The organism is Citrobacter sp. RHBSTW-00570 (genome assembly GCF_013739755.1).
Taxonomy (GTDB): domain Bacteria; phylum Pseudomonadota; class Gammaproteobacteria; order Enterobacterales; family Enterobacteriaceae; genus Citrobacter; species Citrobacter braakii.
On sequence record NZ_CP056399.1, the window covers coordinates 4,984,537 to 4,998,573 of the forward strand.

At 54.0% G+C, this 14,037-nt stretch carries 13 protein-coding genes; 5 read left to right on the forward strand and 8 right to left on the reverse strand.

Features of this window, described 5'->3' with window-relative positions; genetic code table 11:
- Positions 1-59: 59 nt before the first annotated feature.
- The gene (gene udp / locus HV237_RS23635) at positions 60-821 is read right to left on the reverse strand and encodes a uridine phosphorylase (protein ID WP_006686084.1); all 762 of its coding nucleotides are present in this window, start codon (positions 819-821) and stop codon (positions 60-62) included.
- A gap of 265 nt (positions 822-1,086) precedes the next feature.
- On the opposite strand from udp, the gene HV237_RS23640 reads away from it, so the two are divergent.
- The gene (locus HV237_RS23640; RefSeq protein ID WP_016155137.1) at positions 1,087-1,893 is read left to right on the forward strand and encodes a dienelactone hydrolase family protein; all 807 of its coding nucleotides are present in this window, start codon (positions 1,087-1,089) and stop codon (positions 1,891-1,893) included.
- Between the two features lie 102 nt (positions 1,894-1,995).
- Here HV237_RS23640 and metE read toward each other — a convergent pair whose 3' ends face one another.
- Positions 1,996-4,257: a 5-methyltetrahydropteroyltriglutamate--homocysteine S-methyltransferase gene (gene metE, locus HV237_RS23645; protein WP_047358743.1), complete on the reverse strand. Its 2,262-nt coding sequence runs from the start codon at positions 4,255-4,257 to the stop codon at positions 1,996-1,998.
- A gap of 234 nt (positions 4,258-4,491) precedes the next feature.
- Here metE and metR point away from each other — a divergent pair, with 234 nt between their 5' ends.
- Positions 4,492-5,478, forward strand: coding sequence for an HTH-type transcriptional regulator MetR (gene metR, locus HV237_RS23650; protein ID WP_072058788.1), 987 nt, complete (start codon positions 4,492-4,494; stop codon positions 5,476-5,478).
- Here the strand turns inward: metR and HV237_RS23655 are convergent.
- The 3 genes from HV237_RS23655 to pldB all read right to left on the reverse strand — a co-directional run bounded on the left by HV237_RS23655 (position 5,366) and on the right by pldB (position 8,178).
- Positions 5,366-6,265, reverse strand: coding sequence for a carboxylate/amino acid/amine transporter (locus tag HV237_RS23655; protein WP_047358745.1), 900 nt, complete (start codon positions 6,263-6,265; stop codon positions 5,366-5,368). The genes metR and HV237_RS23655 overlap by 113 nt on opposite strands.
- Positions 6,266-6,345: 80 nt before the next feature.
- Positions 6,346-7,146, reverse strand: coding sequence for a sugar/pyridoxal phosphate phosphatase YigL (yigL, locus tag HV237_RS23660; protein WP_008787091.1), 801 nt, complete (start codon positions 7,144-7,146; stop codon positions 6,346-6,348).
- Positions 7,147-7,161: 15 nt separating this feature from the next.
- Complete coding sequence (pldB, locus tag HV237_RS23665; RefSeq protein ID WP_003017911.1) at positions 7,162-8,178, reverse strand: lysophospholipase L2; 1,017 nt, start codon at positions 8,176-8,178, stop codon at positions 7,162-7,164.
- A gap of 110 nt (positions 8,179-8,288) precedes the next feature.
- Here pldB and rhtB point away from each other — a divergent pair, with 110 nt between their 5' ends.
- Positions 8,289-8,909: a homoserine/homoserine lactone efflux protein gene (gene rhtB / locus HV237_RS23670; protein ID WP_003828938.1), complete on the forward strand. Its 621-nt coding sequence runs from the start codon at positions 8,289-8,291 to the stop codon at positions 8,907-8,909.
- A 43-nt stretch (positions 8,910-8,952) separates the two neighbouring features.
- Here rhtB and rhtC read toward each other — a convergent pair whose 3' ends face one another.
- The 3 genes from rhtC to pldA form a co-directional block, all read right to left on the reverse strand.
- Complete coding sequence (gene rhtC, locus HV237_RS23675) at positions 8,953-9,573, reverse strand: threonine export protein RhtC (RefSeq protein ID WP_016155134.1); 621 nt, start codon at positions 9,571-9,573, stop codon at positions 8,953-8,955.
- A 64-nt stretch (positions 9,574-9,637) separates the two neighbouring features.
- Entirely contained in the window at positions 9,638-11,467 is a 1,830-nt protein-coding gene (recQ, locus tag HV237_RS23680) for an ATP-dependent DNA helicase RecQ (protein WP_019078429.1), read from the reverse strand.
- A gap of 88 nt (positions 11,468-11,555) precedes the next feature.
- A complete protein-coding gene (gene pldA / locus HV237_RS23685) occupies positions 11,556-12,425 on the reverse strand; it encodes a phospholipase A (protein WP_016157849.1) in 870 nt (289 codons plus the stop codon).
- A 165-nt stretch (positions 12,426-12,590) separates the two neighbouring features.
- Between pldA and yigI the strand changes: the two genes are divergently transcribed.
- Positions 12,591-13,058, forward strand: coding sequence for an acyl-CoA thioesterase YigI (gene yigI, locus HV237_RS23690; protein WP_003017917.1), 468 nt, complete (start codon positions 12,591-12,593; stop codon positions 13,056-13,058).
- Positions 13,059-13,109: 51 nt separating this feature from the next.
- Complete coding sequence (gene rarD, locus HV237_RS23695) at positions 13,110-14,003, forward strand: EamA family transporter RarD (RefSeq protein ID WP_016155131.1); 894 nt, start codon at positions 13,110-13,112, stop codon at positions 14,001-14,003.
- Positions 14,004-14,037 lie beyond the last annotated feature (34 nt).

Consider the following 14,037-nt stretch of genomic DNA (forward strand, 5'->3'; position numbering starts at 1 on the left):
GAGGCACTACGCAAAATAAAAAGGCCGAACGCGTCGGCCTTTTTGAATAGACGGGAGAATTACAGTAAACGACGCGCAGCTTCCACCACGATTTTCACCGCGTGGCTTTCTGTTTGTTTCATCGTTTCCGCATTAGGGATCTCTTGCTGAGTACGGTTCACGATAACACCCGCGACCATACCGGCACGCAGACCCTGGCTTGCGCACATGGTGAGCAGCGTAGCAGATTCCATTTCGTAGTTCATGACGCCCATAGACTGCCACTCTTCCATTGAGCCTTTGAAACGGCTCACTACGCGACCAGAGAAGGTGTCATAACGCTCCTGGCCCGGATAGAAGGTATCAGAAGACGCGGTAACGCCTACGTGGGTGGTGGCGCCGATAGATTTCGCCGCTTCCACCAGCGCGGTGGTGCACTCGAAGTCCGCGACGGCCGGGAATTCCATTGGCGCGAAGTGCAGGCTTGCACCGTCCAGACGGACAGACGCCGTGGTGACCAGTACATCTCCTACGTTGATATGTGGCTGGATGGCGCCAGTCGTACCGATACGCAGGAAGGTACGAATGCCCAGCTGTGCCAGTTCTTCTACGGCAATAGAGGTTGACGGACCGCCGATACCGGTAGAGCAAACGATCACGGCTTTACCATCCAGCTCAGCACGCCAGGTAGTGAACTCGCGATGAGATGCCAGCTTAACCGGCTTATCCATCAGCGCGGCGATCTTTTCCACACGCTCCGGGTCGCCAGGGACGATAGCGAGCTGAGCCCCTTGTAAATCGTTCTTAGTGAGGCCGAGATGAAAAACATCAGACTTAGACATAAAAACTCCTCTGTGAATCGGTTTTGTCAGAAGAAGCAAAAACACACTTTACCGAAGGCATGAACATATTTTCGTGACAGTCATCACTATGATGTAAATCAATTGCATTCCATTACCATAAAATAGTGACTTGAATCACATAAATGATGCAATGTAAGGAAGCCCTGCACAAAAGATAGACCGTTTAAGGCAATGTGGTTCGTTGCATGTGTCTATAGTTAACAATGCGCTTTTTGGCTGAATATTTAAGGGTACGGAGAATACCATGACAACACGACAATCTGGCTTTGCACCTGCTGTATCTCCACCGACGTCTACCACGGTTCACACTCCGGATAACGCCATTATCGCCGGTGTAACGTCCATACCTTCACAAGGCGATGATATGCCAGCGTATCACGCACGACCAAAACAGTCCGATGGCCCGCTGCCTGTGGTCATTGTCGTGCAGGAGATTTTTGGCATTCATGAACACATTCGTGACGTTTGCCGCCGTCTGGCTCTGGAAGGGTATCTGGCTATCGCACCAGAGCTCTATTTTCGTGAAGGCGATCCCAATGACTTTGCCGATATCCCTACGTTGCTCAGCAGCCTTGTCGCCAAAGTGCCTGACTCTCAGGTATTGGCCGATCTGGATCATGTCGCCAGTTGGGCTTCTCGTAACGGAGGAGATGCCCACCAGTTGATGATCACCGGATTTTGCTGGGGTGGACGCATCACCTGGCTGTATGCAGCTCATAATCCGCAGTTAAAAGCGGCGGTAGCGTGGTATGGCAAACTGGTGGGCGATAAAACCCTCAACTCGCCGAAACATCCTGTTGATATCGCGACCGATCTTAACGCCCCCGTTCTGGGACTTTATGGCGGCCAGGACACCAGTATTCCGCAAGATACCGTTGAAACAATGCGTCAGGCGCTGCGTGCCGCCAATGCAAAAGCGGAAATCGTGGTCTATCCCGATGCCGGACATGCGTTTAACGCCGATTATCGTCCGAGCTATCACGAAGAGTCCGCAAAAGATGGCTGGCTGAGAATGCTGGAGTGGTTCACACAATACGGCGGGAAGAAATAAACGGTAATTGCCCGGCGGCGACTACACCTTACCGGGCCTACAACTCTTGCTATTTCCTGTAAGCCGGGTAAGCGCTTGCGCTTCCCGGCCACCGGCACTGAATTACGCCTGACGCAGGTTCTGCGCGGCTTTGACCATGTTCGCCAGCGCGGCGCGGGTTTCCGGCCAGCCGCGCGTTTTCAGGCCGCAGTCCGGGTTCACCCACAGACGCTCGGCCGGAATACGCTGCTCGGCTTTCTTCAGCAGGGCTTCAATCCACTCCACGCTCGGGACGTTCGGCGAGTGAATATCGTATACGCCCGGCCCGATTTCGTTCGGATAGTCGAACTCTTCAAACGATTCCAGCAGCTCCATATCAGAGCGTGAAGTCTCAATGGTGATCACGTCCGCGTCCAGCGCCGCAATGGAGTCCATGATGTCGTTGAACTCGCAGTAACACATGTGGGTGTGGATCTGGGTTTCATCCTTCGCCACCGCCGCGTTAATGCGGAAGGCTTCCACGCCCCACTCCAGATACGCCGCCCAGTCGCTGCGGCGCAGTGGCAGACCTTCGCGCAGTGCCGGTTCGTCAATCTGGATGATGCCAATACCCGCCGCTTCCAGATCCGCTACCTCATCACGCAGCGCCAGCGCAATCTGCTTAGCGATGGTTTCACGCGTCACGTCTTCACGCGGGAATGACCAGCAGAGAATGGTCACCGGACCGGTCAACATGCCTTTTACCGGTTTGTCGGTCAGCGACTGGGCATACTTCGCCCACTCCACGGTGATCGCTTCCGGGCGGCTGACATCGCCAATAACCACCGGCGGCTTCACGCAGCGAGAGCCGTAGCTCTGCACCCAACCATTCTGGGTAAAGACGAATCCGTCCAGGTGCTCGCCAAAATATTCCACCATGTCGTTACGTTCGGCTTCACCGTGCACCAGCACGTCGAGCCCCAGACGTTCCTGTTCAACAATCGCCTGTTTGATATGTTCCGCGATACCGGTGCGGTAGTTACTTGCATCCAGGTTGCCCTTTTTGAAGTCCAGACGCAGGCCGCGAATTTCCGTGGTTTGCGGGAATGAACCGATAGTGGTAGTCGGCCATGCCGGCAGATTAAAGCGGGCACGCTGCGCTTCGGCGCGAACCGGGTAAGCGTTGGCACGTTGGCTGTCCTGGGCGGTGATCGCCGCCAGACGTTTTTCCACTGCGGCGTTGTGTACGCGGGTAGAGTGACGACGAGCCTGGATCGGTGCGCTCCACGCCACAATTGCCGCCGTATCACCGCTGTTCAACGCATCACGCAGCAGCGCCAGCTCGCCGCATTTTTGTAGGGCGAAGGCAAACCAGCTCTTCACTTCTGCATCAAGGCGGGTTTCCACGCTGAGATCGATTGGGCTGTGCAGCAAGGAGCAGGAAGAAGCTACCCACAGGTCACGTTTACCGACGATATCTTTAATTTGCGCGTATTTTTCGCTGAGATCGGCACGCCAGACGTTGCGACCGTTCACCAGCCCCGCTGACAGCAACCAGTCGGCAGGCAGACGCTTGTGCAGCTCGGCCACATCATCTTTACCGTGCACGAAGTCAACGTGCAGCCCCTGCACCGGCAGCGCGGTAATGGTCTCCAGGTTTGGCGTTACGCCTTCGAAGTAGGTGGTCAGCAGCAGCTTCACCTGACCAGTCAGCGCGTCATAAGCCGGTTTGAAGGCGTTCAGCCAAACCTGAGGCAGCTCCAGCACCAGAGCCGGTTCATCAATCTGCACCCACTCAATACCGCGTTTCGCCAGCTCAGCCAGCACCTGCTGGTAAACCGGCAGAATATCGTTCAACAGGCTCAGGCGGTCAAACTGTTCGCCCTTCACTTTCCCCAGCCACAGGTAAGTTACCGGTCCCAGCAGCACAGGTTTCACCTTGTGACCGAGCGCCAACGCTTCATCCACTTCATCCAACAGTTGGGTCCAGGTCAGTTTGAACTGCTGACCTTTGGTGAACTCTGGCACCATGTAGTGATAGTTGGTGTTAAACCATTTGGTCATTTCTGCCGCCGCCGCGGGCTCCCCGGTTGGTGCGCGGCCACGGCCAATGCGGAATAAGGTATCGATATCGACCGAGCCGTCTTTATTTTGATGACGAGCCGGAACGTTGCCGAGCAGCAGGCTGGTGGTCAGCACGTGATCGTACCAGGCAAAATCGCCCACTGGCAGCAGGTCAACGCCCGCCTGCTTCTGCTGATCCCAGTGACGGGCACGCAGCTCGCGGCCAACGGTTAGCAAATCTTCACGGGAAGAATTTCCCGCCCAGTAGCTTTCTTGCGCTTTTTTCAGCTCGCGACGCAGGCCAACGCGAGGGAAACCGAGGGTGTGATTAAGTATTGTCATTTTTCTTCCTCTAATTATATGTAAATCCTATTTATTTTTAATTTAGGGAAGGTGGCAAGTTTATTCATCCCAGGAGCTTACTGAAGTAAGTGACCAGGGTGGAAAAACACAGCCAACGCACCATAAATTTAAAAGACGGAGGATTTTAGCCATCCAGATGTTTACACATCCATAATTGACAGTTACTGTATATTCCTCAAGCGCAATTTGTTCATGCCGAAGTGAAGGACTTTCATGATCGAGATTAAACACCTGAAAACGCTCCAGGCGTTGCGGAATAGTGGTTCGCTGGCGGCCGCAGCGGCGACGTTGCATCAGACCCAATCCGCCCTCTCTCACCAGTTCAGCGATCTGGAACAGCGCCTTGGCTTTCGACTTTTTATCCGTAAAAGCCAGCCTCTGCGCTTTACGCCGCAAGGCGAAATTTTGCTGCAGTTAGCAAATCAGGTGTTGCCGCAAATTGGTCGTGCGCTGCAGGCCTGCAACGAACCGCAGCAAACCCGGCTGCGGATCGCTATTGAATGCCATAGCTGTATTCAATGGCTGACGCCCGCGCTGGAGAATTTTCGTGCCAACTGGCCGCAGGTGGAGATGGACTTTAAATCCGGCGTGACGTTCGATCCGCAACCAGCGCTACAACAGGATGAGCTGGATCTGGTGCTGACATCCGACATTCTGCCGCGTAGCGGACTGCACTACTCGCCGATGTTCGATTTTGAAGTCCGCCTGGTACTGGCGCCGGACCATCCGCTGGCCAGCAAGACGCAGATCACGCCGGAGGATTTAGCCAGTGAGACGCAGATCACGCCGGAGGATTTAGCCAGTGAGACGCTGCTTATTTACCCGGTGCAACGGAGTCGACTGGATGTCTGGCGGCATTTCTTGCAGCCTGCGGGCGTTAGTCCGTCGCTGAAGAGCGTGGATAACACCCTGCTGCTGATTCAGATGGTTGCAGCCAGAATGGGTATTGCAGCTTTACCGCACTGGGTGGTGGAGAGTTTTGAACGCCAGGGCCTGGTGGTGACCAAAACCCTGGGCGATGGATTGTGGAGTCGGCTGTACGCCGCCGTGCGCGATGGCGAGCAGCGACAGCCAGTCACGGAAGCGTTTATTCGCTCAGCGCGGAATCACGCCTGCGATCACCTGCCGTTTGTACGGAGTGCGGAACGACCCACTTTCGATGTACCCACAGTGAAGCCACTATCACAGCCGCACCAATGATGAAGCTTGGCCAGTGAGGCTGTTGATGCCAGATAGCCAGGTTAACCAGCAGCCCGGCCGGCACATGCATATTGTTCATGATGCCCAGCGTCCCCGCATCCACCTGGGTCGCGCCGTAGTTCCACATAAAGTAACCAATGCCGGACGCTGCCACGCCAAGAAAGACCAGAATTCCCCACTGTAGCGTGGTTGCAGGCATTTTCTGCGCATTCCCCAGCATGAACCAGGCCACGACCGCCACCATAAAGGCCCCCATGTAAAACCAGGCAAAGGCGTTGTGCTGCGGCATTGGCCGCGTTTCCATCAGACGCTTGTAGCCCACCATGCCAATGGCAAAGCTGATATTGGACAACTGCACCAGCAGCAGGCCGGTCCAGAAGTGGCTGGTCACCTGATCGTAACGAATGATCCCCGCACCAACCACCGCCAGCAACGCACTGAAGGCGTAGCTCCAGCGCAGACGACGTCCGCTCATCAGGTCATAAATCAGCGTAATGTAGAGCGGCGTCAGCACGGTAAAGAGCAGCAGTTCTGAAACCGTCAGGTACAGATAGGCGTGAAAACTCAGCATATACATAATGCCAAGCTGCATGGCGCCCACCAGCATATACAGCGCGATGGTTTTTACGCTATGTCCACGGGTACGTAAAAACGGCAGGAACACCAGCGCCGCCAGCCCAACGCGCACCAGCACCGCAAAATAGCTATCGACATGACCGGCAAGGTACTCGCCAAACAGGCTAAAGGAAAAGGCCCACAGAATTGTGGTAATGATGAGTAACGCCACAATGGATGTCTCTTAACAAAAGGTACGCCCATTGTAGCGAAGTTTTAAGTTGACATCTGGTCAACTAACGAACAAAAACATTACTGCAAAAACAGCTCACGCAGATAATGCGGCACGGCATCGTCGGCATTAAGACCAATGACTTCCAGTTCCGGATGCAGATCCTTCAGGCGCTGGTGAGCGTTGCCCATAATGCAGCCTTTGCCCGCCATGGAGAGCATTTCCGCATCGTTCATTCCGTCGCCAAAAGCGATGCAATCTTTCAGGCTGTAGCCCATCGCTTTCGCTACCGCTTCAAGCGCATGACCTTTCGATACGCCGCCAGCCATGACTTCCAGGCAGGTAAGCGTAGAGAAACTGACGTTGACGCGGTCGCCCCAGCGGGCGTTAATCGCCTGCTCCAGCGGCAGCAGCCTTTCGTGAGAATCGGTGGTGAAAAACACCTTACTCACGCCTTCCGGCTCCAGTAGCGCAGGTTCAAACAGTGAATAGTTAAACACTGCTTCTTTGAAGAAGCGCATTTCGTCCGGGCGATGGCGGTTCATAAACCACTCATCATCACGATAAACGTTGGTAACGATGTCCGGGTTTGCATTCACTACGCCAAACAGGTCGCTGGCAATGTCGCGATCCAGGTTATGCGAAAACACCAGATTCCCGTCAGAATCATGCACACGCGCGCCGTTGGACGTGATCATGTAGGTTTTAATGCCGAGGTTATCGCGAATTTGCCCCACATCAACATGATGACGGCCAGTCGCAAACACGAAGTTAACGCCACGAGCGGTCAATAACTTCAGCGTCTCTTTGGCATAAGGGGACAGGGTATGGTCGGGAGAAAGCAGCGTACCGTCTAAATCAGACGCAACAACCTGATACATAAGAAAATTCAACCTCTAGGCAAAGCGGGTTCCGCTGGATGAGTTATGCTTGTCGAAAAATTCGACAATAGCGTTAAGCGCGACTGAGCGCATTGCGTCCTTTTCAAAAAGGATCTCATGGTACGCGCCTTTGATGACCAGCGGCTGCCCCCCTTCTACGGGATGACCCGCTGCGGCGCGGAGTTCACAAAAACGATCGTGCATGCGGTTATCTACCACACGCTCTTCTTCGGCCTGAATCAGCAGCGTCGGCGTCGCGTCGTCTCCTGCTCCAGCCAGAACCTGTTCGCCTGCCAGAATACCTTCACGTACCCAGTGGTAGGTGGGGCCGCCAACGCGCAGCCGTGGCTCATCCGCATAGAAGCGTAGATTGCGCCGATAGCGCTGTCGACTATGGGTTAACGCATTCATACCGAATGGCAGCGCCCGCCAGCGCCCGGTCCCCATCGCATAACCTTCGCGGATCCGCGGATGCCCTTCAGCCCAGTCCAGAATGTGGCGTACCATCCAGTCGGGAAAGCGCATCACAATACCAAACATCGGCGCGCAAAGCGCGATGGCATCACACTGATTCGGGTGGCGCTGCAAGAATAACGTGGCTATCGCTCCGCCCATTGAATGCGCCAGTATATAGCGCTTTCTCCACGGACCGGGTAGCACTTCCTGCTGCCAGAAGGCGGTTAAATCGTCGACATAGTCATTAAAGTTATCGACATGACCGCGATGCGGGTCCGAAAGCATACGCCCGGAACGCCCCTGGCCACGGTGATCGATAATGAGGACGTCAAAACCAGAATGAAACAGGTCATACGCCAGTTCAGCGTATTTCACGTAGCTTTCAATGCGTCCAGGACAGACGACGATGACGCGATCGTTTTTTTCTGCGTGAAAACGCACAAAATGGACGGGGATATCATCCACGCCCGTAAATTCCGCTTCTTCCCGCTGACGCCAGAAATCTGTCAGTGGCCCCATGGAAAAAGCAGCAAACGCGTTTTCTCTTGTTTCCCAGTCTTTTTGCTGCTGAAACATCGGGTATCCAGCCTCGCTGACCAAGTAAAATCGTTTTTTTCGCCGTCGCTGACACAACCTAACGGCAGTAGCGTATTGTGGCATAAAAATAGACAATCCGGGAGTTTCTCATGACCTTTGAATGGTGGTTCGCCTACCTGTTGACCTCTATTATTTTGAGCTTGTCTCCAGGCTCTGGCGCAATCAACACCATGACCACCGCCATCAGTCACGGTTATCGCGGCGCCAGCGCGTCGATCGCTGGTTTACAGACCGGGCTTGGCATTCATATCGTTCTGGTTGGTGTAGGACTGGGAACGCTATTTTCACGTTCGGTTATCGCATTTGAGGTGCTGAAGTGGGCGGGGGCGGCCTATCTGATTTGGCTGGGTATTCAGCAATGGCGGGCAGCGGGCGCTATCGATCTGAACACCATGGCGAATACGCAATCGCGCAGCCGCCTGTTTAAACGCGCAGTCTTTGTTAATCTGACCAACCCCAAGAGCATTGTTTTCCTTGCCGCCCTGTTCCCGCAGTTTATCCTGCCGCAGGAACCGCAGTTAATGCAGTATGTGGTGCTTGGCGTCACGACCATCGTGGTCGATATCATTGTGATGATCGGTTACGCGACGCTGGCCACGCGCATTGCTGGCTGGATTAAAGGGCCAAAGCAAATGAAAGCGTTAAACAAAGTGTTTGGCTCGCTGTTTATGCTGATAGGCGCCTTGTTAGCCTCGGCACGGCATGCCTGATGAAGGTGCCGGAGGCGCTGCGCTTATCCGGCCCGGAAGAAACTTAACGCGAAATAATCAGGTGGATACCGAAGCCCGCAAACAGCGCACCGGCAAAACCATCAATCCACTTCGCCAGACGCTGATAGCCACGACGCATTTTCGGCAGTGCAAACAGGCTGGCGACTACGGTAAACCACGCCAACGTTTCCACGATGATCAGGGCAAAGATCCCCCAGCGTGCGCCCGTTCCCACGTTATCGCCAACGAACAATGAGAACACGGAGCCAAAATAGATAATGGCTTTAGGGTTCGCCAGGTTGGTCAGCAGCCCCTTCAAAAAGCTGCGTCCGCTCTGTGCCAGCTCAACTTGCGGAGTGGGAGTCGCAACATCCTGTTTTTTAAATGCACCACGTAGCATCTGATAACCCATCCAGCACAGATACAGCCCCCCGCCCACCATAATAATGGTGTGCAGCCAGGCCATTTTTTCGATAATCAGATGTAGGCCGAGCAGCGCTACGCCAGCCCAGACCATGACGCCACAGGTAATACCCAGCACGCCCATCATGGCTTCTTTGCGCGAACGGCTAACCGCTGTTTGAGAAACAAAGAAAAAGTCGGGACCAGGGCTCATCAGCGCAACGATATGCACCAACGCAACGGTGAAAAATAGCGTTAACATAAAAATGACTCGCGGGGGAAATAGTTCAGTGAGTCACCATCCTGGCACTTTTTTGCCTGGCTGACTACTCTTCGTCGTCACCATCAACGTGCGCGCGAATAAGCGCCATAAACTCTTTGCCAAAACGCTCAAGTTTACGCATACCCACGCCATTAACGCTCAGCATTTCGCTCGGTGAAACCGGCATCTGCTCAGCCATTTCAATCAGCGTGGCGTCGTTGAACACCACATACGGCGGGATATTCTCTTCATCAGCAATGGCTTTACGCAGCTTCCGCAATTTGGCGAACAGTTTGCGATCGTAATTGCCACCGAAGGATTTCTGCATCGCTCGCGGTTTCAGCGCCACAATTCGCGGTACCGCAAGCTGTAGCGCAACATCACCACGCAGTACCGGACGCGCGGCTTCGGTTAGCTGTAACGCGGAGTGATGAGCAATATTCTGCGTCACCAGCCCAAGATGAATAAGCTGGCGGATAACGCTTACCCAATGTTCGTGGCTTTGCTCACGACCAATGCCATAGACAGGCAGCTTGTCATGGGCCAGCTCGCGAATTCGCTGGTTATTCGCTCCGCGCAGAACCTCCACGACATAACCCATACCAAAGCGTTGATTAACACGGTAGATAGTCGACAGCGCTTTGCGCGCATCCATGAGTCCGTCGTACTGTTTTGGCGGGTCGAGACAGATGTCGCAGTTACCACACGGCTCCTGACGCCCCTCGCCAAAATAGTTCAACAGTACCAGACGACGACAGGTTTGCGCCTCGGCAAACGCCCCCATCGCATTGAGCTTATGCCGTTCGATATCCAGCAGTTGCCCGGCGGGTTTCTCTTCGAGGCAACGGCGCAGCCATGCCATATCAGCCGGATCGTAAAACAGCATTGCTTCCGCAGGCAGGCCGTCACGCCCGGCGCGGCCGGTTTCCTGGTAATAGGACTCGATGTTGCGCGGAATATCGAAATGCACCACGAAGCGTACGTTGGGTTTGTTGATTCCCATGCCAAACGCCACGGTCGCTACGACGATTTGCAGGTCATCACGCTGGAATTTCTCCTGCACTTCTGCACGTACAGCGTTTTCCAGACCGGCATGATAAGCCCCGGCGCTAATGCCTCGGCTTTGCAGACGCGCGGCGGTGTCTTCTACTTTAGCGCGACTGTTACAGTAGATAATACCGGACTTACCGCGCTGCTCTTGCACGTAGCGCATCAGTTGATCGAGCGGCTTAAACTTCTCCATCAACATGTAGCGAATATTCGGGCGATCAAAGCTGCTGATCTGAATTAACGGGTCGTTGAGCCCCAGCAGACGCACAATATCCAGCCGGGTTGTCTCGTCCGCGGTCGCGGTCAGCGCGACAAACGGCAGAGTTGGGAAACGCTGACGCAACTGCCCCAGCGCGGCGTATTCCGGGCGGAAATCATGCCCCCACTGCGAAATACAGTGCGCTTCATCAACCGCCAGCAGCACCGGGTTCCAGTGCGCCAGATTTTCAAGGAAGTTATCCAGCATCAGGCGTTCGGGCGCAATGTACAGTAAGCGAATCTGCCCGCTACGACAGCCTGCCATCACCTCAAGCTGCTGCTCACGACTTTGGGTGGAGTTCAGACACGCGGCCGCCACGCCGTTGGCAAGCAGTTGATCGACCTGATCTTTCATCAGAGAAATCAGCGGAGAAACAACAACGGTGAGCCCGTTAAGCAATAATGCGGGAATTTGATAGCACAGGGATTTTCCGCCACCGGTCGGCATAACGACCAGGCAGTCGCGACCAGCGATCACGGTATCAATGATTTCTTCCTGACCAGGGCGAAACTGTTGGTAGCCAAAGGTTTCCTGCAAAACCTGTTTAGCGCCCATTTCCAGATTCAACACTTCCGCCTGCGCCACATTAACCCCATTAGCCTGAAATAAAAACAGGCGCTATTTTCAGCGCCTGAGAGAGAAACTGCAATGATTAAAATACTCTCAATACCTGTCAGAAGATATCGTTAAGCATTACACCCACGCCAACACGGGTCTGATTGAAGTTGTAGTCAATCAGTGATTCGCCGTAGCCGCTGTAGACCTGGGTATAAAGACGCACATGCTTGGTAATGGGATAACTGGCCCCCAGCTCTGCGCCGCCGTAGCCGGTATTCCAGTTGTACTGACCTTTCACACTGATCACCGCGTCACCCAGGTGATAACCCATTTTCAACTGATAGTAGCCCATATATTTGGTGATATCAGGGTTATCGTCAGTGCTGCCGATAACGTACCACGGCTTAACTTCCACCAGCCAGTTACCGTTTTCAGCCATCAGCCGGGTGTAAAGGCGGTTCCAGCTACGTGAGGTGGGGTCGGATCGACCATTGGAGTCATGGTTATAGCCCATTTCGACATCGCGGAGCGTCCAACCGGCAAAGCGATAGTCGGTGGCGAAACCGAGGAACAATTGCGGTTCATAGTTGGTTTCGCGAAACGGTGCAGACTCTTCACTGTTCGAAAGCTGCCACCAGGACTTCTGGGTATAGGAACCGCCGAGTACCGAGTTCGGGCCTAATATTCCGCGCCAGAGCGGAAACGCCAGGCTTAGCTGAAACTTAACCTCATCTTTGCGCGCATTTTCGGACCAGCTATAGCTGCTGATCGCCTCTTTGTTCATGTCGCTGGTATTGGTGTAGATGAGATAGTTGGTCTCATAAGGATAAAGCGTGAAAGGGTTGTCATGCTCCTGCAGCATGTTGGCGATGATACTGCCGCGAACCGCCGGTGCATCATGAATCTCTTTCACTGTCGCTTCCTGCGCATACGCGGTCAACGGCAGCATGACTGCTGGTAGTAACCATCCCAGAATCGCCCGCATCGGTAATGTTCTCCTGAACCAAAATATTGATGAATTGTATAATTATCTGGCAAGTATTCTACATACTTAGCGAGTTCCTCGTTAGTTATCCCGTCCTAAAGTAGAAAACAACAAATAATAAGCATAATATCAACATTTCATTAACCGTTGAGATGTAGGGATCGTATGTCTGCCGTACTTACTGCTGAGGAAGCGCTGAAGTTAGTGGGTGAAATGTTTGTCTATCATATGCCGTTTAACCGGGCGCTGGGTCTGGAGCTTGAACGCTATGAGAAAGAATTTGCTCAATTAGCCTTTAATAATCAACCGATGATGGTCGGCAACTGGGCGCAAAGCATTCTGCATGGCGGCGTGATCGCGTCGGCGCTGGACGTTGCCGCCGGGCTGGTGTGCGTTGGCAGTACGCTGACCCGCCATGAGACGATCAGCGAGGACGAACTGCGTCAGCGAATGTCACGTATGGGGACAATCGATTTGCGCGTTGATTACCTGCGCCCGGGGAGAGGAAATCGCTTTACCGCCACCAGTAGCCTGCTGCGGGCAGGGAATAAAGTCGCCGTTGCGCGCGTGGAACTGCATAACGAAGAACAGCTTTATATTGCCAGCGCAACCGCCACTTATATGGTAGGGTAAGTGCCCAAAAAAAGGTAAACTGCTGTTACATTTCTGAAATGAGTTTTCCCGATGGATGCTAAACAAACGCGGCAGGGCGTGTTACTCGCTCTTGCTGCTTATTTTATTTGGGGTATCGCTCCTGCCTACTTCAAGCTGATTTACTATGTCCCGGCGGATGAGATCCTGACGCATCGCGTCATCTGGTCATTTTTCTTTATGGTGGTACTGATGAGCATCAGCCGCCAGTGGTCGGGCATCAAAACGCTGCTACAAACGCCAAAGAAGATCTTCCTGCTGGCGCTCTCTGCAGTGCTCATCGGTGGAAACTGGCTGCTGTTCATTTGGGCGGTCAATAATCATCATATGCTGGAAGCCAGCCTGGGCTATTTTATTAACCCGCTGGTGAATATTGTGCTGGGAATGCTTTTCCTCGGCGAGCGCTTTCGTCGCATGCAGTGGCTGGCGGTACTGTTAGCCGCCTGCGGCGTACTGGTACAGCTGTGGACCTTCGGATCGCTGCCAATCATCGCGTTGGGCCTGGCGTTCAGCTTTGCTTTCTATGGTCTGGTACGCAAGAAGATTGCCGTCGAAGCACAAACCGGCATGCTGATCGAAACCCTGTGGCTTTTACCTGTTGCGGCTATCTATCTGTTTGGCATCGCGGACAGCCCAACCAGCCATATGGGTCAAAACCCCATGTCGCTCAATCTGCTGCTGATTGCTGCAGGTGTCGTGACCACCATTCCGCTGCTGTGCTTTACCGGCGCGGCGACCCGCCTGCGTCTGTCCACGCTGGGTTTCTTCCAGTATATCGGACCCACGCTAATGTTCCTGCTGGCCGTCACTTTCTACGGTGAAGTTCCGGGAGCGGATAAAATGGTCACGTTTGCGTTTATCTGGGTGGCGCTGGCAGTTTTCGTGATGGATGCGATTTATACGCAACGACGGGTACGTCGGAGCTGAAGAAGTGCCGGATAAGGCGTAACCGCCATCCGGC

Bases quoted from the DNA above. Each gene is read 5' to 3' on its own strand.
- rhtB (WP_003828938.1), top strand. From the start codon at position 8,289: ATGACCTTTGAATGGTGGTTCGCCTACCTGTTGACCTCTATTATTTTG.
- rhtC (WP_016155134.1), bottom strand. From the start codon at position 9,573: ATGTTAACGCTATTTTTCACCGTTGCGTTGGTGCATATCGTTGCGCTG.
- pldA (WP_016157849.1), bottom strand. From the start codon at position 12,425: ATGCGGGCGATTCTGGGATGGTTACTACCAGCAGTCATGCTGCCGTTG.
- metR (WP_072058788.1), top strand. From the start codon at position 4,492: ATGATCGAGATTAAACACCTGAAAACGCTCCAGGCGTTGCGGAATAGT.
- metE (WP_047358743.1), bottom strand. From the start codon at position 4,257: ATGACAATACTTAATCACACCCTCGGTTTCCCTCGCGTTGGCCTGCGT.
- yigI (WP_003017917.1), top strand. From the start codon at position 12,591: ATGTCTGCCGTACTTACTGCTGAGGAAGCGCTGAAGTTAGTGGGTGAA.
- udp (WP_006686084.1), bottom strand. From the start codon at position 821: ATGTCTAAGTCTGATGTTTTTCATCTCGGCCTCACTAAGAACGATTTA.
- rarD (WP_016155131.1), top strand. From the start codon at position 13,110: ATGGATGCTAAACAAACGCGGCAGGGCGTGTTACTCGCTCTTGCTGCT.
- pldB (WP_003017911.1), bottom strand. From the start codon at position 8,178: ATGTTTCAGCAGCAAAAAGACTGGGAAACAAGAGAAAACGCGTTTGCT.
- HV237_RS23640 (WP_016155137.1), top strand. From the start codon at position 1,087: ATGACAACACGACAATCTGGCTTTGCACCTGCTGTATCTCCACCGACG.
- yigL (WP_008787091.1), bottom strand. From the start codon at position 7,146: ATGTATCAGGTTGTTGCGTCTGATTTAGACGGTACGCTGCTTTCTCCC.